Raw genomic sequence first — 18,502 nt, forward strand, 5'->3', positions numbered from 1 at the left:
TGCCGGGCGGGCGGCACCTTATCATCACCTCCATGACGCTGGAAATCGCGCTGTTCCGCTGGCTGCTCGGACTGGGGCAGGGCGTACTCGGCGGCCTGCTGCGTTGGTGGCAGGTGGTGTTCATCGGCGCGCAACTGGCCGTGCTGGCGCTGGCACCCTCCAGCTATCGGCAGGAGTCCCGCGCGGTGGTGTTGCGCCACATCTACTTCGCCGCCGGTCCCGGCCTGCCGGGCTTCACCATGCTGATGGCGCTGTTCAACGTGGTGGTGATCCGCATCCTGGTGGTGACGGCCTTTGCCTACGGCCTGTCGTCATATGCGCTGGACGCGGTGGTGCGGGTGCTGGTGCTGGAGCTGATCCCGCTGGTGGCGGCACTGTATGTGGCCGTGGAATACACCATTCCGGGCGGATCCGATCTGTTCAAGCTGCGCCGCGCCGGGGGGCTGGAGCGCCTGCGTGCGCGCGGGCTCGACCCGCTGGCGCGCGAGGTGCTGCCGCGCGTGCTGGCGGGGGTGTTCGCGGTGCTGCTGCTGGCCGCCGTGAGTTGCACCATCTCGCTGCTGCTGGCCTACGTCGCGGTGCATGGTTTCACCACGGCCGGGGTGGCGTCGTACAACCGCGCCGTCGGCCACATCTTCAACCCGGTGGTGACCCTGATCTTCAGCGCCAAGACCGTGGCCTTCGCCGTGGCCGTGGCGCTGTTGCCGGTGGCCAATGCCCTGCGCGACCTGCCGCGGCCGGCGTCGCGCACCAGTGTCGAACTGCAGGGGTTGATGCAGATGTTCCTGCTGATGCTGGTGGTCGAGATCGCGTCGCTGATCGGCAACTATTATTGAGCGCTGGAACATCATGCCGCCATCCGAGCCCGCACCGCCCGCTGCCGCGCCTGCGCCGCTCGTGGCCGAGTCCGCGCAGCGCGGCCTGGAACTGCGCGCGGCCCTGCTGCTGGTGCTGATGGCGATGCTGGTCGTGGGCGCGGCGCTGTACCTGATGTGGGCGCGCGGCGCCTTCGAGCAGACCCAGCCGCTCTACCTGGTCACCGACGATTCGGACGGCGTGGTGGTCGGCATGGACATGACGTTTTCGGGCTTTCCGATCGGCCGCGTGCACAGCATCGAGCTGGCACCGGGCGGCAGCGTGCGCATCCGCGTCGACGTCCCGGTGCGGGACGCGCACTGGCTGCGTCAGTCGAGCGTGTACACGCTGGAGCGTGGCCTGGTCGGCGCGGCGCGCCTGCGGGCCTTCACCGGGGTGCCCGACGACGATCCACTGCCGGCCGGTGCCGAGCGCCTGGTGCTGCGCGGCGACATCACCGCCGAGCTGCCGGGCATGGTGTCCGATGCACGCGACCTGCTGCAGAACCTGAACGCGCTGACCGGCCGCGACTCGGCGCTGGCGCTGGCGCTGCGCGAGCTGCAGACGCTGGCGAGCCGGCTGGCCAGTGCCGAGGGCGGCCTGCTGGGCGCGCTCACCGGCGACCCGGCCGATGCGCGCCGCGTGAGCGGGCTGCTCGAGCGCAGCGGCCACCTGCTGGCCGGCCTGGAGTCCAGCCTGGGCAAGGCCGATCGCCAGTTGCTGGGGCCGCAGGGCCTGGTGGGGGACACGCAGGCCGCGGTGCGCCAGTTGGGCGCCCTGCTGCAGGACCTGCGCCAGAGCGTGACCCAGGTCGACGCCGTGCTGCGGGACGTGCAGGCGATCACCGGCAACGCGCGCAGCGCCAGCGAGGACCTGGGCGCGTTGCGCGCCGACGTCGAGAGCAGCCTGCGCAAGGTCGATGGGCTGATCACCGAGCTGAACCGCAAGTGGCCGTTCGCTCCCAGCCAGCAGGAGCTGACCCTGCCATGACGCGCGGCCGCGCGTTGCGCGCCGTCAGCGCGGCGCTGGTGGCCCTCCTGTCGGCCTGCGCCGGTGGACCACGCGTGCCCGACTGGAGCGTCCAGGCCGTGGGTCACGTGGAGCGCGCGAGCACGGCCTGGCTGGCCGGCGACACGCGCGTGGGCGAGCGCGAGTTCGCGCTCGCTCGCGCCGCGGTGGCGCGCACCGGGCGGCCCGACCTGGTGGCGCGCGTCGAGTTGACGCGCTGCGCGCTGCGCGTGGCCAGCCTGGACTTCGCCCCATGCACGAGCTTCGAGGCGTTGCGTCAGGACGCCGATGCGGCCGAGCGTGCCTATGCCGACTACCTCTACGGCAGCGTCGACGCGGCTGCGCTGGTCCTGCTGCCACCCCAGCACCGCGCCATCGCGGCGGGCGGCGACGCTGTCGCCGTCATCGCCGACGCGCGCGCGCGCCTGGTGGCCGCGGGCGTGCTGCTGCGCCAGCAGCGCGCGTCGCCTGCGGTGGCGGCCGAAGCCGCCGACACGGCATCGGCCGAGGGTTGGCGCCGGCCGCTGCTGGCCTGGCTCGGGGTGCAGGCGCGGCTGGCCGAGCTGCGCGGCGATGGGGTCGAGGCGGCACGCCTGCGCCGCCGCATGGACCTGGTGCAGCCCTGATGGGGTTCGGCACTGAACATCGAGCGTGAACGTGGGAACCCGCGTCGGCTGCAATCGACGCGCGATGCTCATGGCACGAACGGCTGCAGTTCCAGCCACAAATCACTATAGATCTTGTAGCGATTGCCGGATACGGTGGCCGGATCGCCGGCTGCCGTGCGGGTGGCGGCGATGACGCCACAGCCCGGTTCGTGCCGGTGCGTGCAGTTGTAGAAGCGGCAGGCCGCGACGTGCGGCCGCAGGTCGGGCATGTAGGCAGCGAGCTGGGCCGGGTCGATGTGCTGCAGGCCGAATTCCTGGAAACCGGGCGAGTCGATCAGCGCGCCGCGACGCGTGCCGTCCAGCCAGTACCAGGTGCTGCTGGTGGTGGTGTGGCGCCCGCCGCCCAGCGCTTGGGACAGCGCGCCGGTGGCGGCTGCGGCGTCCGGGATCAGGCGGTTGACCAGGGTGCTCTTGCCGACCCCGCTCGGGCCCAGCACCAGGGTCACGCGACCGGCCAGCTCGGCGGACAGGGCGTGCAGGCGCGCCGCGTCGAGCGCGGCGTCGCCGGTCGGCCGGGTGGCCAGCGGCAGCACGCGATAGCCCATGCGCCGATACGGCGCCAGCAGTTGCCAGGCCCGCTCGAACGGCGCGGCCAGGTCGGCCTTGTTGAGCACGATCAGCGGCGCGATGCCGGCAGCTTCGCAGGCGATGAGGGCGCGTGCCAGGCGCGGCTCGGAAAGCTCGGGCTCGGCGGCGACCAGGATCAGCACCTGGTCGAGGTTGGCGGCGAAGGTCTTGGTGCGCGCATGGTCCTGGCGGCTCAGCAGGTTGCGCCGCGGCAGCACCTGCTCGATCACGCCCTCGTCGTGGACGCGTGCCCAGCGGACGCGATCGCCGATCACCACGGCCAGCCGCTTGCCGCGCGGATGGCAGCGCACGCGCTCGCCGCCCGGCGTCTCGACCACGCAGTGGCGCCCGTGCGCGGATACCACCAGGCCCTCGTGCCGGAGCGCCGCGGTCATGCCAGTCCGGCGTGGTCGCGCGTCATGGGTGCCCCGCGCTGGATCGGCCGCGCTGCATCACCCACGATGCGCGAAACGGCACGATTCCGGCGGCTGCGGAGCAGGCCGTGCCCAGGCATCCGTGGCCGGCGTTTCCCTGGACACTGGGTGCGTCCCCCCTGGGGGGATGGGGCGAAGCGACACAGGGGGATCACATCAAGCCGGCTGCACCTGCGCGCCCATGCGCGCGATGCGCTCGCTGGCCGGCGGGTGCGAGTAGTAATAGCGGACGTAGAGCGGGTCCGGCGTGAGCGTGCTGGCGTTGTCGCGCGTCAGCTTGACCAGGGCATTGCTCAGGTCCTGCGCGCTGGCCTGGCGTGCCGCGTAGGCATCGGCCTCGAATTCGTGCCGGCGCGACAGCCCCGCCATCAACGGCGACAGGAAGAACAGGAACACCGGCACCACCAGCATGAACAGCAGCAGCGCCAGCGCGTGGTTGGGCACGGCCCCGCCCATGGAGGCCGGCAGGTTGGGCGCCACGCCCAGGCCGGCGTAGAACCATTGCTGGCCGGCGAGCCAGCCCAGCAGCGCCAGGCCGGCGAGGCTGGAAATCGCCAGGCCGACGATGCGCTTGACGATGTGGTGGTGCTTGTAATGGCCGAGCTCGTGCGCCAGCACCGCCTCGACCTCGGGCGCGCTGAGTTGCTGCAGCAGGGTGTCGAAGAAGACCACGCGCTTGGCCGCGCCAAAGCCGGTGAAGTAGGCGTTGGCGTGGGCGCTGCGGCGGCTGCCGTCCATCACGAACAGGCCCTGGGCGGAAAAGCCGCAGCGTGCCATGAGGGCGCCGACACGCTGCTTCAGGTCGGCGTCCTCGAGAGGCTGGAAGCGGTTGAACAGCGGCGCGATCAGGGTCGGGTAGAGCACCAGCATGAGCAGGCTGAAGCCCATCCAGGCTGCCCAGGTCCAGAGCCACCACCAGGCGCCCGTGGCCTGCATCAGCCACAGCACCAGGGCAGCCAGCGGCACGCCGATCGCCAGGCTGACGAGCACGGTCTTGGCCAGGTCGGCCAGCCACAGCCGACCGCTCATGCGGTTGAAGCCGAAGCGCTGCTCGATGCCGAAGGTCTGGTAGAGCGTGGCGGGCAACTCGATGGCACCGTTGATGAAGGCAAAGGCCACCAGCAGCGCCAGCGGCTGGAGCAGCGGCCGTGGCCCGATCGCGTCCAGCAGCAGGCCGTTCAGGAAGTCCAGCCCGCCCAGCAATGTCCAGCCCAGCAGCACCGCCGCGCCCAGGCTGATTTCGAGCAGGCCCAGGCGCAGGCGCGCCACCGAATAGTCGGCCGCGCGCCGGTGCGTGACCAGGGTGATCGAGCGCGCGAACGCTGCCGGCACTTCGTTGCGGTGGCGCGCGATCGCGCGAATCTGGCGCGAGGCGAGCCACAGCTTGAGCGCCAGGTTGGCCAGCAGGGCGATGGCAAACAGCCAGGCAGTGAAATAGGCAGCGGGCAAGGGGTCTCGGCGCAGTGGAAAACCCGCAGTTTAGGGCGAAGCGCCGGGCCGCAAGGGCGCGAACGTGGACAATGGACCGTCATGAGCGAAATCCACTTCGAAATCACCCCCGCCGCCGAGACGGTCGAGCTGGCCAAGTCCGACCTGAACCTGGTCTGGCTGGATTGCGAGATGACTGGCCTGGATCCCGAGAAGGAGCGCATCATCGAGATCGCGGTGATCGTCACCGGCCCCGATCTCACGCCCCGCGTCGAGGGTCCGGTGCTGGTGGTGCACCAGGACGATGCCGTGCTGGCCGCGATGGATGCCTGGAACCAGAGCACCCATGCGCGCACCGGCCTGATCGGCAAGGTGCGCGCGTCGACCCTGACCGAGGCCGAGGCCGAGGCGCAGGTGCTGGCCTTCCTGTCGCGCTACGTGGGCAAGGGGGCGTCGCCCCTGTGCGGCAACACCATCGGCCAGGACCGGCGTTTCCTGGTCCGGTACATGCCGCGGCTGGAGGCCTTCTTTCACTACCGCAGCATCGACGTCAGCACGCTCAAGGAGCTGGCGCGGCGCTGGCGCCCGGGCCTGATGGAGGCGTTCAAGAAGCAGCAGGCGCACTCGGCACTGGCGGACGTGCACGAGTCGATCGATGAGCTGGCGTACTACCGCGCCAATTTCATCCGGCTCGGTGATTGACGGACCCGGGGCGGCGCGGCCGGGCGCGTGGCGGCAGCTCGGGCGGCTCGCTGATGGGGCCGGGCTCCAGCGGCATCGGCAGCGAATCGGGCTGGCCCCAGGTGGAGAGGCGCTGCGGGTCGATTTCGTCGCCGGACGGCTCGAGATCGGCCTGGCGCGAGCGCCGGAAGCTGCGGTTGCGGTCCAGCACCTCTTCCAGTTGCTGGCGCGCGGTCTGCAGCTCGGCCCAGTCGGACGTCGGTCCCAGCGGCAGCTCGGCCGCCGTGATGCCGAGGAATTCCGCGCGGATGGTCCAGGGGTCGGGCAGGGTGTCCGGCGTGAGCGCCCAGTAGCTGATGTGGCATTGCGACATCAGCAACTGCTTGAGCTGTCGGTTGCCGCGCGGCAGGCGGCGCTCGCCCATGACGTCGACGCAGCCGATCACGCGCCCCAGCTCGTCGCATAGGGTGAAGGTACAGTACAGTGTGCCGAGGCGCGGGAACCAGGTCTTCGCGTCCTCGGGCTTGCGCGGCATGGTGAAGCGCGTCAGCGGCATCTTTACCATCACATGGTGCTTGGGAAAGGCCTCGCGCAGCCACAGCCAGACTTGCCGCTCGGACCGGCTGAGCACGGGTCGCGATCGGATCGGCAAGTGTTGGGGCAGGCGCTTGTCGCGCCGCTTGCGGCGCTCCGCCGTGGCCAGCCACCAGGCGCCGAGCGCGATGGCGGCCAGCAGTACGAGCGCCAGTACCCACTGCAACGATGTACTCATCGTGAAATCCCTGAGCGAAATGTCGTTGTGTGCCTTGATGTTCCAGCCGGACCCTGCAGGTGCGACCGCGATTCGCACTTTAGGTCGGAAGCCCGCCCCCGCGCGAGGAAGGATTTCCGATTTTGATAAATATGGTTACATATCGCGCAATTAAGTCACATTTTTGGCCGTTGCACCGAGGCAACGTGACGGGCCTGAACCGGATCGTCGCGAGGGCATGCTGATGCGACTCGACGACCTGCTGTTTTCCCAGGGCTTCGGCACGCGGCGTGTCTGCGCGGGCCTGATCGAGCAGGGCCGGGTCGCGCTCGGCGACCAGCCTTGCCGCGACCCGTCGACCTGGCTGGACGTGAGCGATCCCGGCTTGCGCTTTCGCGTCGAGGGCGTGGACTGGCCGTATCACGCCCGCGCCTACCTGATGCTGCACAAGCCAGCAGGCACCGAGTGCTCGCACCGGCCGGGGGCCTGGCCCAGCGTCTACGCGCTGCTGCCGCCGCCGCTGCGCCAGCGTCCGGCCACCGGCCGCACGCCCGGCGTGCAGGCGGTGGGGCGGCTGGACCAGGACACCACGGGCCTGCTGCTGTTGAGCGACGACGGCGCCTTCATCCACCGCATGAATGCACCGCGGCGCCAGGTGCCCAAGGTTTACGAGGTCGGCCTGCGCCACCCGCTGGACGAGGCACAGGTCGGGCGCCTGCTGGCAGGCGTGGTGCTGGCCGATGACCCGCGGCCGGTGCATGCGGCCGCCTGCGAGCCGCTGGGCGAGCGCGCACTGCGCCTGACGCTCACCCAGGGCAAGTACCACCAGGTCAAGCGCATGCTGGCTGCAGTCGGAAACCGCGTCGAGACGCTGCACCGCTCGCGCATCGGGGGGCTGGCGTTGCCGCCGGATCTGGTGCCGGGGCAGTGGCGCTGGCTGGAACCCTCCGACCTGGCGCTGCTCGCAGGCTGAATCCCCCCGGCGCGTGCCGGTTCGCCTTCGGAAGCATCGCTCACGGCGCTGGGCGGGACACGGTCTGCGGGAGGGTTCGGGCCCGCGGCTCCAGGATGGCCTGCGCGGCTCCGGACGGGCCGAACAGCCGGCTCCGGCAGCGAGCGCGTGGAGCACCAGCCACGCAGGGAGAGTTACACGTCAGGGCAGCCCGGCCAGGAAGCGCACGATGGCGGTCGTCACCGCCTCGGCCTGGTCGCGGTGCGGCGAGTGGCCGCAGGCCGCCAGTTCGAGTCGCTTGGCATGCGGCACGGCAGCGCTCACGGCGTCGATCTGGGCCAGCGTCGCGTATTCGTCGTCCACGCCCTGGATCGCCAGCAGCGGCGCCGTGATGGCCGCGCATTCGGCGCGGATGTCGAAGCCCTGGAACGCCGGGTCGAGCCAGATGTCGGCCCACTGCCAGAACGCGCTGTCGACGTCGTCATGCCAGCGCGCCAGGCGCTGGCGCAGTTCGCCTTCCTGATATGCCAGGCATGCCTGACGGATCGAGCGGGTGGTGACGTTCTCGACCATGAGGTGCGGCGCCATGACGACGCCCGCCGTGACCGGGTGGTGCGCCGCGTACAGCAGCGCGATGGTGGCGCCGTCCGAATGGCCGACCAGCACCGGCTGCTCGACGCCCAGCCGGGCCAGCACCTGCGGCAGCACCTCCAGGGCCTGGCGGTGCAGGTGGTCGGGCGCGTGGCGCCCTTCGTCGCGCACATCGGCGATCGGGCTCGAGCGGCCGTAGCCGCGACGCGAATAGGCCCAGCCCGCGCGCCCGGTGGCGGCGCACAGCCGCGCCGGCCAGTCGCGCCACAACGCAATCGAGCCCAGGCCCTCGTGCAGGAACACGAGTGGCGCGCGTGCCGCTCCCACCGTCGGGGGTGGCGCAGTGAAGCGGGTCCATTCGAGCCGCGCGCCGTCGACTTCCAGCCATTGCATGGGGGCCATGGTAAGCGCCCGCGGCGATCCGCGCGCGCCGGTGCCGACGCGCTCGGCGTATGCTTGCCGCGCCATGCCGCTGTTGCTCGACTCCTTCTGGCGCGCCGTCGCCTACTGCCTGTACCCGCGCATCATCGTGCTGTCGCTGCTGCCGTTGGCACTGCTGCTGGGGGTCGGCCTGGGGCTGGGCTGGCTCTACTGGGGCGCGGCGCTGGCGGCGCTGGCGGCCTGGCTCGATGCCTCGGTGGTGTTTTCGATGCTGTGGGGCTGGCTGGCCCACCTGGGCGCCGGCGGTGTGCGCGAGGTCGTCGCGCCGGTGCTGCTGGTGCTGCTGGTGACGCCGCTCCTGGTGGTGCTGGCGCTGCTGCTGGTGGCCCTGCTGATGACGCCGGCAGTGCTGCGGCTGGTGGCGGCGCGGCGCTTCGCCGGGCTCGAGCGGCGCGGCAGCGGATCGATGGCCGGGTCGCTGCTGTGGTCGCTCGGCCATACCCTGGTGGCCTTGCTGGCGCTGCTGATCTCGCTGCCGCTGTGGCTGGTGCCGCCGCTGATCCTGGTGCTGCCGCCGCTCATCTGGGGCTGGCTGACCTACCGCGTGATGAGCTACGACGCGCTCGACCAGCACGCCAGCGCCGACGAGCGCCGCACCCTGCTGCGCCGACACCGCCTGCCCCTGCTGGTGATCGGCATCGTGTGCGGCTACCTGGGCGCGGCGCCGGCCCTGGTCTGGGCTTCGCTGACGTTGTTCGCGGTGGCCTTCCCGCTGCTGATTCCGCTCGGCGTCTGGATCTACACCCTGGTGTTCGCCTTCTCCTCGCTGTGGTTCACCCACTATTGCCTGGCTGCGCTGCAGGCGCAGCGCGACCGGGAGCGTGCGCCCGGCGCCGCGCCGGGGCGCTTCGAGGCGGCTGCGAGAATCACCCCCACGACCCCGGCCTTGCCCCATGAACCCTGATTCGCAAGCCCCTGTCTTTGGCCTCATCGTCATCGGCGACGAGATCCTCTCTGGCCGCCGTGCCGACAAGCACCTGGGCAAGGTGGTGGAACTGCTGGGCGCGCGTGGCCAGCAACTGGCCTGGGCCGAAACCATCGGTGACGATCCGGCGCGCATCACCGCCACGCTGCGCCGCGCCTTCGCATCGGGCGACGCCGTGTTCAGCACCGGCGGCATCGGTGCCACGCCCGACGACCATACGCGCCAGTGCGCGGCTGCTGCGCTCGGCGTGCCGCTGGCGCTGCATCCCGAGGCCAGGCGCCTGATCCTGCAGCGGCTGGAATCGGTGGCGCGCACCGAAGGCCTGCCCTGGGAGCCCGAGCGCGCCGACAACGTGCACCGCCTCAACATGGGCGTATTCCCGGTGGGTGCCGAGATCATCCCGAACCCGTACAACCAGATTCCCGGCTTCTCCTGCACCGGGCCGACCGGCGGCCGCATCCATTTCGTGCCCGGCTTTCCGGTCATGGCCTGGCCGATGATCGAGTGGGTGCTGGACCAGGTCTACCGACTTCGTCCGCAACTCGCCCACTGGGTCGAGCGCTCGATCATCGTGTTCGGCGCCGGCGAGGCGGTGCTCACGCCGGTGATGGTGCGCGTCGAGGCGGCTCATCCACGCGTCAAGGTATTCAGCCTGCCGAGCGTCGACCACCCGACCTGGGGGCGCCACATCGACCTTGGTGTAAAAGGGCCGCCCGAGGCCGTCGGCCCCGCCTACGCCGACCTGCTGGCCTGGCTGGCGCCGTTCGGGCTGCGCTATGGGCCGGAGCTGACGCGGCCTTGAAATGAAATACCCCCCATGTCGCTGCGCTCCACGTGCTCGCTGCCAGAGGCGGCGGCTCTTCGGCCCGTCCAGACCTGCGCAGGCAGGTCTGGAGCCGCGGGCCTCAGCCCCCTGAAAGGGGGACGCACCCAGTGGCCAGGGGGATCCCGGCCACGGGTGCCGGCGTCTGGCCTGCTCCGCGGCCATTGGAGCCAGACCGCTTCACGCGCTGCGGTTGGCGCGTTGCGCGGCGGGCAACCGGGATGCGGCACTGCCGGCGGCGCCGCGGATGCAGGCAAAATCCCGGGTTTGCGAGATTTTCGACCGTAGCTGGAGAACCGAATGACGAAGTCCGTGGCCGACGTGATGAACCTGCTGAAGGAAGACGAGTGCCGCTTCGTCGACCTGCGCTTCACCGACACCCGGGGCAGGGAGCACCACGTCACGTTGCCCGCGGCCGGCTTCGACGAGGACCAGTTCAGCGACGGCCATCCGTTCGACGGTTCGTCCATGCCCGGCTGGAAGGGCATCGAGGCTTCCGACATGCTGCTCATGCCGGACCCGGCCACCGCCTACATCGATCCGTTCTACGAGGACGCCACGCTGGTGCTCGCCTGCGACGTGCTCGAACCCGGCGACGGCAAGGCCTACGAGCGCGACCCGCGTTCCCTGGCGCGGCGCGCCGAGGCCTACCTGAAGGCCAGCGGCATTGGTGATACGGCCTATTTCGGCCCCGAACCCGAGTTCTTCGTGTTCGACCAGGTGCGCTGGGGCATCGAGCCGGGCCACAGCTTCTACCGCATCGACGAGTACGAGGCGCCATGGAACCGCGGCGCCGAGCTGGAGGGCGGCAACCGCGGTCACCGCCCCGGCCCCAAGGGCGGCTACATGCCGGTGCCGCCGATGGACAGTGGCCACGACATGCGCGCCGAGATGGCCCAGGTGCTCGAATCGGTCGGCGTGCCGGTCGAGGTGTTCCACCACGAGGTCGGCGCGGCCGGCCAGATGGAGATCGGCACGCGCTTCTCCACCCTGGTCGAGCGCGCCGACTGGACCCAGCGCATGAAGTACGTGATCTGGAACGTCGCCGACCAGCACGGCAAGACCGCCACCTTCATGCCCAAGCCCTACCACGGCGACAACGGCAGCGGCATGCACGTGCATCAGTCGATCTGGAAGGGCGGCAAGAACCTGTTCGCCGGCAGCGGCTACGCCGGCCTGTCCGAGACGGCGCTGTTCTACATTGGCGGCCTGATCCGCCACGCCCGCGCGCTCAACGCCATCACCAATCCGACCACCAACAGCTACAAGCGCCTGGTGCCGCACTTCGAGGCCCCGGTCAAGCTGGCCTATTCCAGCCGCAACCGCTCGGCCTCGATCCGCATCCCGCACGTCATGAGCGACAAGGCGCGGCGCGTCGAGGCACGCTTCCCGGATCCGATGATGAACCCCTACCTGGGCTTTGCCGCGCTGCTGATGGCTGGTCTGGACGGCATCGAGAACAAGATCCACCCGGGCGAGGCGGCGACCAAGGATCTCTACCACCTGCCGCCCGAGGAAGACCGGCTGGTGCCCACCGTCTGCCACAGCCTGGACCAGGCACTGGACGAACTCGACCGCGACCGCGCCTTCCTGACCCAGGGCGGCGTGTTCAGCGACGCCATGCTGGATGCCTACATCGAACTCAAGCGCGCCGAGGTCGCGCGCGTGCGCATGCAGGTCAATCCGGTCGAGTACGAGATGTACTATTCGCTGTGACGCACGCGCAACCTGGCGCGGGGGCAAAAAGGCGGCTTCGGTCGCCTTTTTTGCGTGCCGGGGGAACACGGAGGCGCCAAGCGGGTCTTTCTGGTCGATACTGTGCCTTTGGCCACGACGCACGGCGTTGCGCGTGGACCGATTTCGAGATGCGCGACATGAACTCTTCTCTCCTGCTGACCGGGCGCCTGGCGCTGGCCCTGGCGGTGCTGGTGCTGGCCGTCCCCGCATGGGCGCAGGACCGCGTCTACCGCTGCGGCAACGAATACACCAACCAGCCCAAGGGCCGCACCGACTGCAAGCCGGTCGAAGGCGGCAACATCACCATCGTGCGTGGCACCTCGCCTGCCGCCGCGGCGTCGGGCGGCACGGCGGCGCGCGGCAGCGGCGCGGCACCCGTGGCCGCGCCGCGCGTTGCCGACGCCGAGCAGCGCAAGCGCGATGCCGACGCGCGTGCCATCCTGGAGCAGGAGCTGCGCCGCGCCGAGGCGCGGCAGGCCGAGCTGGAACAGGAGTACAAGGGCGGCCAGCCCGACAAGATCGGCGGCGAGGCGCGCAACTACCAGAAGTACCTGGATCGGGTGGCCGAGCTCAAGGCCTCGATCGAGCGCAACCAGGCCGACATCGAGGGCATCAAGCGCGAGCTGAGCCGCCTGCCGACGCCCTGAAGTGCAACAGCCGTCGGGTCACTGCACCCCACGTGCTCACCCACAGCGGCGGCCCTTCGGCCCGTCCAGGCTTGTGCAGGCAGGCACGGGGTCGCGAGCCTCGGCGCCCAAGGGGAGCGTGCCCAATGGTGGGTTGGGCCCCGGCCACGCGCGCCTTACCCGAGCTCCAGTGTCACCGGCGCGTGATCGCTCGGCTTGGGCCATTTGCGCGGGGCGCGGTCGATGTGGCAGGCGACGGCCTGCGCCGCGATGGGCGCGCTGACCAGGATGTGGTCGATGCGCAGGCCGCGGTTCTTCTGGTAGCCCAGCATGCGGTAGTCCCACCAGGTGAAGCTTTTTTCGGGTTGCTCGAACAGGCGGAACGAATCCGCCAGGCCGAGCGCCAGCAGGGCCTGGAAGTGGTGGCGTTCCTCGTCCGTGTGCAGGATGGTGCCGGCCAGGCCGACCGGGTCGTAGCTGTCGCGATCTTCCGGCACGATGTTGAAGTCGCCCGCCAGCGCCAGGCGCGGGTGCGCGGCCAGCTCCTCGCGCAACCAGTCGCGCAGCGCGCGCAACCAGCTCATCTTGTATTCGAACTTGTCGGTACCGGGCGCCTGGCCGTTGACGAAATAGGCGTTCACCAGACGCAACGGCCCACCGGGGGCGTCGAGCGTGCCGGCGATCACGCGCGCTTCGGCGTCGGCAAAGCCCGGGATGTTGCGCGTCACGTCCCGGGCCACCAGCGGCGCGCGCGTCAGCAGGGCGACGCCGTTGTAGGTCTTCTGCCCGAAGGCGACGGATTCGTAGCCGGCCGCGCGCAGAGCCTCGTGCGGAAACTTGTCATCGGTGAGCTTGAGCTCCTGCAGCGCCAGCACGTCGACCGGGTTGGTGGCCAGCCAGTCCAGCACGTGCTGCAGGCGGGCGTTGAGGGAGTTGACGTTCCAGGTGGCGATGCGCATGGGAAGGCGTGAGACGGGTTGGGGAGCGCGCCGTGCGTCCAGGGTGACACCGGCATGTGCCGACTTTAGAGCAAGCCCGCGCGTCCGGCTGACGGGCGCGGCGCCCCATGTGCTCAGCCTGCGGTTTCGAATTCGAGGCTGAGCACGACGAATTCGGCTGGCCGCACCGGGGCGAAGCCCAGCGTCAGTCGCGCCTTGCCGCGCGCGATGTCGTCCTGCGTCATGGTCTGGCCGAGCCCGCACTGCGCGAAGCCGGCCTGTTCCACCCGGTCGCCCAGCAGCGCACCGTCGCGCCACAGCGCGGCCAGGAAATCGCTCGCGACCGCGCGCAGCGAGGTCCAGAGCGCCTCGTCGTTGGGTTCGAAGGCAACCCAGTCCAGGCCTTCGAGCAGGCTGCGCTGCAGCAGCAGCGCCAGGCGCCGCACCGAGATGTACTTCCAGCCGGGATCGGTCGGGCGCAGCGTGCGCGCGCCCCAGACGCAGGGACCGTACCCCGGTTGATCGCGCAGGCAGTTGATTCCGCGGGCGTTGAGCGTTTCCAGGTCCTGGCTGCCGAGCGCGCAGGCCAGCTGCGTGACGCCCTGCAACCATGCCTGCGTTCCAGCTGGCGCCTTCCAGACGCCCCGTGTGCGATCGGTGCGCGCGTAGATTCCGGCCAGCGTGCCACTTGGCGGCGCCAGCCGCGGCGTGGCCGCGCCGTGCGGATCGGCCAGCACCACCCAAGGGTAGTAGACCGCCGCGTTGCTGCTGGCAGGCATGAGGCCACGTTGCAGCGCGGCGTGCATTTCGGTCGGCGTCAATGCCGTCGCCGGCGCGTCGACGAGAAAGAAGGCGTGGCGCTCCTCGCAGTAGGTCGCCGCCGTGCGCAGCACGGTGGGGTCGGATACGCCGGGCAGGCACAGCAGGTTGAATCCATCCGCGGCGTCCAGCGCGAACAGGCCGCGACGCCCCGTGCGGTCGCCAGCCAGCGCCTGGGCCGTGGTGTCCGCCACGCGGACCACCCAGGCGTCGGCGCCCCCGTTCAGGAAGAACTGCCAGAGCGTCCAGGGCAACTCCAGGTCGGTCGCCAGCGGGCCGAAGGTCGACTCGAACTGGGCAAAACCCTGGACGCGTACCGGCGTGTCCAGGGGGCCCTGCGCCGCCTGACCGACAAAGGCCGCGAGGCTGGTGTCCGCGCGCCCCAGGGGCGCGCGGCGCTGCATGCTTTCTTCCACATGGACGGCAGGCGATGAATGGGTTGGCATGAATGCGATTGTCAGGCCCGGCGTGCACCCCAGGCAAGGGCGAAGGCGGTCTCGCCGCGCCTTCCATCCAGACCGGCGCCGGCCGCGACGCGCTCACGCGGCCGGTGCATGTGGCGGTGGCTCGGCCGGATAGGTGACGCTGCCGCCGCCCTGGACCTGGGCGAACGGCGTCAGGCGCGCATCCTCGACATGGCCGTCCATGATGTGGCGCACCGTCTCGCCGCTGGCCAGCAACTGGTCGGCAATGATGCGGCGGTGGCAGCGCCACCACACGCTTTCGGCGCACATGATGGCGACGCGCTTTTCCTGTCCGAGCGCGCGCAGGCGCTCCAGGCCGGCGTGGAACGCGGGCTGCAGCGTGTAGTCGGCATAGTGGTGGAAGCTCTCGTTGTCCCAGGCGCCGTTGACCTCGGGCGCGACGCCGGGCTGGCGCCCGCGCCGGCCACCGAGCTCGGCGAGGTGCAGGTAGCCGATGCCGTGTTCGGCCAGCGCCGCGGGCAGGGTGTCCTCGTTGAACTGCGGATTGGTGCGCGAGCGCGGGAAGGCGCGCACGTCCACCAGCAGCTCGACGCCCGCGTCCTGCAGCCGGGCAATGAAGTCGGGCAGGGCCAGCCGGGCGTGGCCGATGGTGTGGTAGGGCAGGCGCGCGCCCTGCGTGTCAGTCATCGATCTTCGTCAGCGCGCGGCCCTTGTGCACGGCGATGTGACTGGTCTTGTCGCTGCGGATCTCGTATTGCGGGTCGTCCGGCTTGGCGTGGTGGGTGTAGCCCTTCCAGTCGAAGTCGGCGTGGTGCACCTTGATGATGCGGCCGCTGACGTGGCCGGCTTCGGAGTTCCAGCGCACGTGGTCGCCCACCTTGAAGCCCTGGGTCATGGTTCCGTCTCCTGGCAAGCCTTGTTGCCGCCATTTTCGGCCGAACCGGTGCCGCAGGTGGCGCCAGGGTCAGGCCTGCGGCGATCGGCGCCAGGTGACGAAGGCCAGCCGCGTGCCGTTGGCAGCCACGAGGGGTTCGCGCGCCACTTCCTGCCAGTCGGCCCCGATGGCGGGGGCAAAGGCGTCGCCTTCGACTTCGGCATCGATCTCGGTCACCATCAGCTCGTCGGCCAGGGGCAGGGCCTGGGCGTAGACCTCGGCGCCGCCGATGACCCAGATGCGCTCGGCGTCGGGGCAGGATTGCAACGCCTGCTCCAGGCTCGAGGCGCGTCGTGCCCCCGCGGCCTGCCAGTCCGCCTGGCGCGTGACGACGATGTTGGTGCGGCCGGGCAGGGGGCGGAAGCGCGGCGGCAGCGACTCCCAGGTCTTGCGCCCCATGACGACGGGGTGGCTGAGCGTGGTGCGCTTGAAGTGCGCCAGGTCCTCGGGCAGGTGCCAGGGCATGACGCCGTCCCGGCCGATCACGCCGCCGCGCGCCTGGGCCCAGATCAGGCCGACGCGCGGCCGGCCGCTGCTCATCGCTGCAGCAGCCGCTGCGCGGCGGCAACGATCTTGTCGGCGCCGATGCGCGCCTCGTCCTCCAGCACCTGGGCGTAGCCGACCGGGATGCGCGGCGCGCCCAGGCGCGCCACCCTGGCGCCGGTGCGCTCGGCCACGGTGGCGGCGATCTCGGCGCCGAAGCCCGCCGCCTGGATGGCCTCGTGCACCACCAGCAGGCGGCCGGTTTTCGCGGCGCTGGTGAGCACCGCTTCCTGGTCCCAGGGCCAGATGGTGCGCAGGTCGATGAGCTCGGCCTGGACGCCCTGCGCAGCGAGCTCTTCAGCCGCCTGCGCGCAGGCCTGGACCTGGCGCGACCAGGAGACGAGGGTGAGGTCGCTGCCGGCGCGCAGGGTGTGCGCCTGGCCCAGCGGCACCACGGCACCGGGCGTCACCGCGCCGGGCTGGCCCCACAGCTCCTTGTGCTCCATGTAGATCACCGGATCGCCCGAGGCCAGCGCCGCCAGCAGCAGGCCGTGGTTGTCGGCCGGCGTGCCGGGCGTGACCACGACCAGGCCCGGGATGTGGGCGAACCAGGCTTCCAGCGACTGGCTGTGCTGCGCCGCCGAAGCCGACCAGATGCCGATCGGCATGCGCATCACCAGCGGCACGCGGCCCTGGCCGCCGAACATGTAGCGGTTCTTGGCCGCCTGGTTGACGATCTCGTCGACGGCGCAGAGGGCGAAGTCGACCACGCGCAGCTCGACCACCGGGCGGCAGCCGGCCAGCGCCATGCCGACCGCGGCGCCGACGATGGCGGCCTCGGAGATCGGGGTGTCGACGATGCGCTCGGGGCCGAAACGCTGCACCAGCGGCTCGCCGGCGGCGTCGCGGTACTGGCCGAACACGCCGCCACGGCCCAGGTCCTCGCCCAGGGCGAGCACGGTGGGGTCGCGCTCCATGGCCTGCTCCAGCGCCAGTGCGGCGGCCTGGGCGTAGGTCAGTTGCACGCTGTTCATGTCGTTTCGGTTCGGCGCCACGGCGCTCTCCTGCGGTTCGCGCGCGTTCATGCCCACACCCCCGCGCCGATGTTTTGAATGTCGGTGTAGGCGGCGTCGCGCGCGGGTGGCGGCGCGGCGCTGGCGGTGGCGACGGCGGCGTCGATCTCGGCCCTGGCCTCGCGTTCGATGCGCTCCACCTCCGTGGCCAACCCCTGCTCGACGAGCTGCGCGCGCGTGCGTGCCAGCCCGTCGCGCGCCAGCGCGGCGGCGACCTGCGCCGGGTCGCGGTAGGTGGCTGGGTCGACCGAGACGTGGCCCTTGTGGCGGTCGGTCAGTGCGTGCAGCAGGCGCGGGCCGTGGCCGGCACGGATCTCGGCGACCAGGATCGCGGCGGCCTCGCTCACGGCCTGCACGTCGGTGCCGTCGACCTGCACCGCCTCGATGCCGAGGGCGGTGGCGCGCGCGCTGGCGCCGGGGCCGGCGGTCATGGGGCCGCTGGCGGTGGTGGCGGAGATGCGGTTGTCCTCGCACACGAACAGCACCGGAAGCTGGTAGACCTGCGCCCAGTTGAGCGCCTCCAGGAACGGCCCGCGGTTGATGGCGCCGTCGCCGAAGAAGCAGGCCACGAAGGCGTCCTGGCCGCGCAGCTTGAGGCCCTGCGCCGCGCCAACCGCAATCGGCAGGCCGGCGGCGACGACGCCGTTGGCGCCCAGCATGCCGACGTCAAAGTCGGCGATGTGCATGGAGCCGCCCTTGCCGCCGTTGTAGCCGCTGGCCTTGCCGAACAGCTCGCACATCATGCGCGCGGGGTCGGCGCCCTTGGCCAGCGTGTGGCCGTGGCCGCGGTGGGTGGAAGTGAGCAGGTCGGCGCGCCTGAGGTGGGCGCACACGCCGGCCGCCACCGCCTCCTGCCCGGTGGACAGGTGCAGCGGCCCGCGCACGCGCGCCGGCGCGGCCGTGGCCTGCTGGCCGAAGGCGGTGACGCCGCCCTGGCTGGCGACCTCGGCCGCGTCCTCGAAGGCGCGGATGCGCACCATGGTGCGGTAGAGGGAAAGCAGATCGGTCATGGATGACTATTGAAAAGATAGCTGCTCGCGCTTGATGGGAAAGCGCTGGAGCTGTTCTTTTATCACGAACGCTAGACCGCCACCGGCGCCTTGATGGCCGGGTGCGGGTCGTAGCCGACGACCTCGAAGTCCTCGTATTCGTAGTCGAAGATCGAGGCCGGCCGGCGCCTGATGACGAGTTGCGGATAGGGCCGCGGCGTGCGCGAGAGCTGCAGCTCGACCTGTTCGAGGTGGTTGCTGTAGATGTGGCAGTCGCCGCCGGTCCAGATGAAGTCGCTCACCTGCAGGTCGCACTGCTGCGCCAGCATGTGCGTGAGCAGGGCGTAGGACGCG

21 protein-coding genes are annotated in these 18,502 nt (G+C 70.8%); 9 read left to right on the forward strand and 12 right to left on the reverse strand.

All coding sequences use genetic code 11. The annotated features are described in order from the left end of the window. The first annotated feature begins 32 nt into the window (after window positions 1-32). From PKA16_RS05335 to PKA16_RS05345, 3 genes are read left to right on the forward strand one after another with little or no spacing between them, the layout of a single operon-like run. Window positions 33-836, forward strand: coding sequence for an ABC transporter permease (locus tag PKA16_RS05335; RefSeq protein ID WP_324401137.1), 804 nt, complete (start codon window positions 33-35; stop codon window positions 834-836). Between the two features lie 13 nt (window positions 837-849). After that, the gene (locus tag PKA16_RS05340) at window positions 850-1,845 is read left to right on the forward strand and encodes an MlaD family protein (RefSeq protein WP_324401139.1); all 996 of its coding nucleotides are present in this window, start codon (window positions 850-852) and stop codon (window positions 1,843-1,845) included. After that, a complete protein-coding gene (locus tag PKA16_RS05345; RefSeq protein ID WP_324401141.1) occupies window positions 1,842-2,489 on the forward strand; it encodes a hypothetical protein in 648 nt (215 codons plus the stop codon). Before PKA16_RS05340 ends, PKA16_RS05345 begins: the two co-directional genes overlap by 4 nt. Window positions 2,490-2,557: 68 nt before the next feature. On the opposite strand, the gene rsgA is transcribed toward PKA16_RS05345, so the two are convergent. Continuing rightward, window positions 2,558-3,493: a ribosome small subunit-dependent GTPase A gene (gene rsgA / locus PKA16_RS05350; protein WP_324401143.1), complete on the reverse strand. Its 936-nt coding sequence runs from the start codon at window positions 3,491-3,493 to the stop codon at window positions 2,558-2,560. Between the two features lie 195 nt (window positions 3,494-3,688). Next, a complete protein-coding gene (locus tag PKA16_RS05355) occupies window positions 3,689-4,981 on the reverse strand; it encodes a M48 family metallopeptidase (RefSeq protein ID WP_324401145.1) in 1,293 nt (430 codons plus the stop codon). Between the two features lie 81 nt (window positions 4,982-5,062). Here PKA16_RS05355 and orn point away from each other — a divergent pair, with 81 nt between their 5' ends. Beyond that, window positions 5,063-5,662, forward strand: a complete 600-nt coding sequence (gene orn / locus PKA16_RS05360) for an oligoribonuclease (protein WP_324401147.1) — start codon at window positions 5,063-5,065, stop codon at window positions 5,660-5,662. Here orn and PKA16_RS05365 read toward each other — a convergent pair. Further along, entirely contained in the window at window positions 5,643-6,413 is a 771-nt protein-coding gene (locus tag PKA16_RS05365) for a hypothetical protein (RefSeq protein WP_324401149.1), read from the reverse strand. The two genes, orn and PKA16_RS05365, sit on opposite strands and share 20 nt — an antisense overlap. 223 nt (window positions 6,414-6,636) lie before the next feature. Between PKA16_RS05365 and PKA16_RS05370 the strand changes: the two genes are divergently transcribed. Next, on the forward strand, window positions 6,637-7,365 hold the full coding sequence (locus PKA16_RS05370; RefSeq protein WP_324401171.1) for a 16S rRNA pseudouridine(516) synthase: 729 nt from the start codon (window positions 6,637-6,639) through the stop codon (window positions 7,363-7,365). Window positions 7,366-7,545: 180 nt separating this feature from the next. On the opposite strand, the gene PKA16_RS05375 is transcribed toward PKA16_RS05370, so the two are convergent. Further along, entirely contained in the window at window positions 7,546-8,328 is a 783-nt protein-coding gene (locus tag PKA16_RS05375) for an alpha/beta fold hydrolase (RefSeq protein ID WP_324401151.1), read from the reverse strand. Window positions 8,329-8,401: 73 nt separating this feature from the next. Between PKA16_RS05375 and PKA16_RS05380 the strand changes: the two genes are divergently transcribed. The 4 genes from PKA16_RS05380 to PKA16_RS05395 all read left to right on the forward strand — a co-directional run bounded on the left by PKA16_RS05380 (window position 8,402) and on the right by PKA16_RS05395 (window position 12,508). Then, a complete protein-coding gene (locus tag PKA16_RS05380) occupies window positions 8,402-9,280 on the forward strand; it encodes an EI24 domain-containing protein (RefSeq protein WP_324401173.1) in 879 nt (292 codons plus the stop codon). Further along, complete coding sequence (locus PKA16_RS05385) at window positions 9,270-10,103, forward strand: molybdopterin-binding protein (RefSeq protein WP_324401152.1); 834 nt, start codon at window positions 9,270-9,272, stop codon at window positions 10,101-10,103. Before PKA16_RS05380 ends, PKA16_RS05385 begins: the two co-directional genes overlap by 11 nt. A gap of 321 nt (window positions 10,104-10,424) precedes the next feature. Continuing rightward, on the forward strand, window positions 10,425-11,840 hold the full coding sequence (glnA, locus tag PKA16_RS05390) for a type I glutamate--ammonia ligase (protein ID WP_324401153.1): 1,416 nt from the start codon (window positions 10,425-10,427) through the stop codon (window positions 11,838-11,840). Between the two features lie 158 nt (window positions 11,841-11,998). Continuing rightward, window positions 11,999-12,508 (forward strand): hypothetical protein, encoded by a 510-nt coding sequence (locus PKA16_RS05395; RefSeq protein WP_324401154.1) that lies wholly within the window; start codon window positions 11,999-12,001, stop codon window positions 12,506-12,508. 155 nt (window positions 12,509-12,663) lie between these two features. Here PKA16_RS05395 and xth read toward each other — a convergent pair whose 3' ends face one another. The 8 genes from xth to thyA all read right to left on the reverse strand — a co-directional run. After that, window positions 12,664-13,446 (reverse strand): exodeoxyribonuclease III, encoded by a 783-nt coding sequence (xth, locus tag PKA16_RS05400; protein ID WP_324401155.1) that lies wholly within the window; start codon window positions 13,444-13,446, stop codon window positions 12,664-12,666. A 113-nt stretch (window positions 13,447-13,559) separates the two neighbouring features. Next, window positions 13,560-14,690 (reverse strand): phage tail sheath subtilisin-like domain-containing protein, encoded by a 1,131-nt coding sequence (locus tag PKA16_RS05405; RefSeq protein ID WP_324401157.1) that lies wholly within the window; start codon window positions 14,688-14,690, stop codon window positions 13,560-13,562. A 93-nt stretch (window positions 14,691-14,783) separates the two neighbouring features. Then, window positions 14,784-15,356 (reverse strand): DUF488 domain-containing protein, encoded by a 573-nt coding sequence (locus tag PKA16_RS05410; RefSeq protein ID WP_324401159.1) that lies wholly within the window; start codon window positions 15,354-15,356, stop codon window positions 14,784-14,786. Continuing rightward, the gene (locus PKA16_RS05415; RefSeq protein WP_324401161.1) at window positions 15,349-15,564 is read right to left on the reverse strand and encodes a DUF2945 domain-containing protein; all 216 of its coding nucleotides are present in this window, start codon (window positions 15,562-15,564) and stop codon (window positions 15,349-15,351) included. Before PKA16_RS05415 ends, PKA16_RS05410 begins: the two co-directional genes overlap by 8 nt. Before the next feature lie 69 nt (window positions 15,565-15,633). Beyond that, window positions 15,634-16,143: a dihydrofolate reductase gene (locus PKA16_RS05420; RefSeq protein WP_324401163.1), complete on the reverse strand. Its 510-nt coding sequence runs from the start codon at window positions 16,141-16,143 to the stop codon at window positions 15,634-15,636. Beyond that, window positions 16,140-17,120 (reverse strand): transketolase C-terminal domain-containing protein, encoded by a 981-nt coding sequence (locus PKA16_RS05425; RefSeq protein WP_324401175.1) that lies wholly within the window; start codon window positions 17,118-17,120, stop codon window positions 16,140-16,142. The genes PKA16_RS05420 and PKA16_RS05425 overlap by 4 nt, the downstream gene beginning before the upstream one ends. A gap of 47 nt (window positions 17,121-17,167) precedes the next feature. Further along, entirely contained in the window at window positions 17,168-18,169 is a 1,002-nt protein-coding gene (locus PKA16_RS05430) for a thiamine pyrophosphate-dependent dehydrogenase E1 component subunit alpha (protein WP_324401165.1), read from the reverse strand. 71 nt (window positions 18,170-18,240) lie between these two features. Next, window positions 18,241-18,502: thymidylate synthase (gene thyA / locus PKA16_RS05435; protein WP_324401167.1), on the reverse strand; the 262-nt coding region annotated here is incomplete at its 5' end.

Origin of the sequence: Ottowia sp. (assembly GCF_035325765.1) — a bacterium.
Taxonomy (GTDB): Bacteria; Pseudomonadota; Gammaproteobacteria; order Burkholderiales; family Burkholderiaceae_C; genus Ottowia.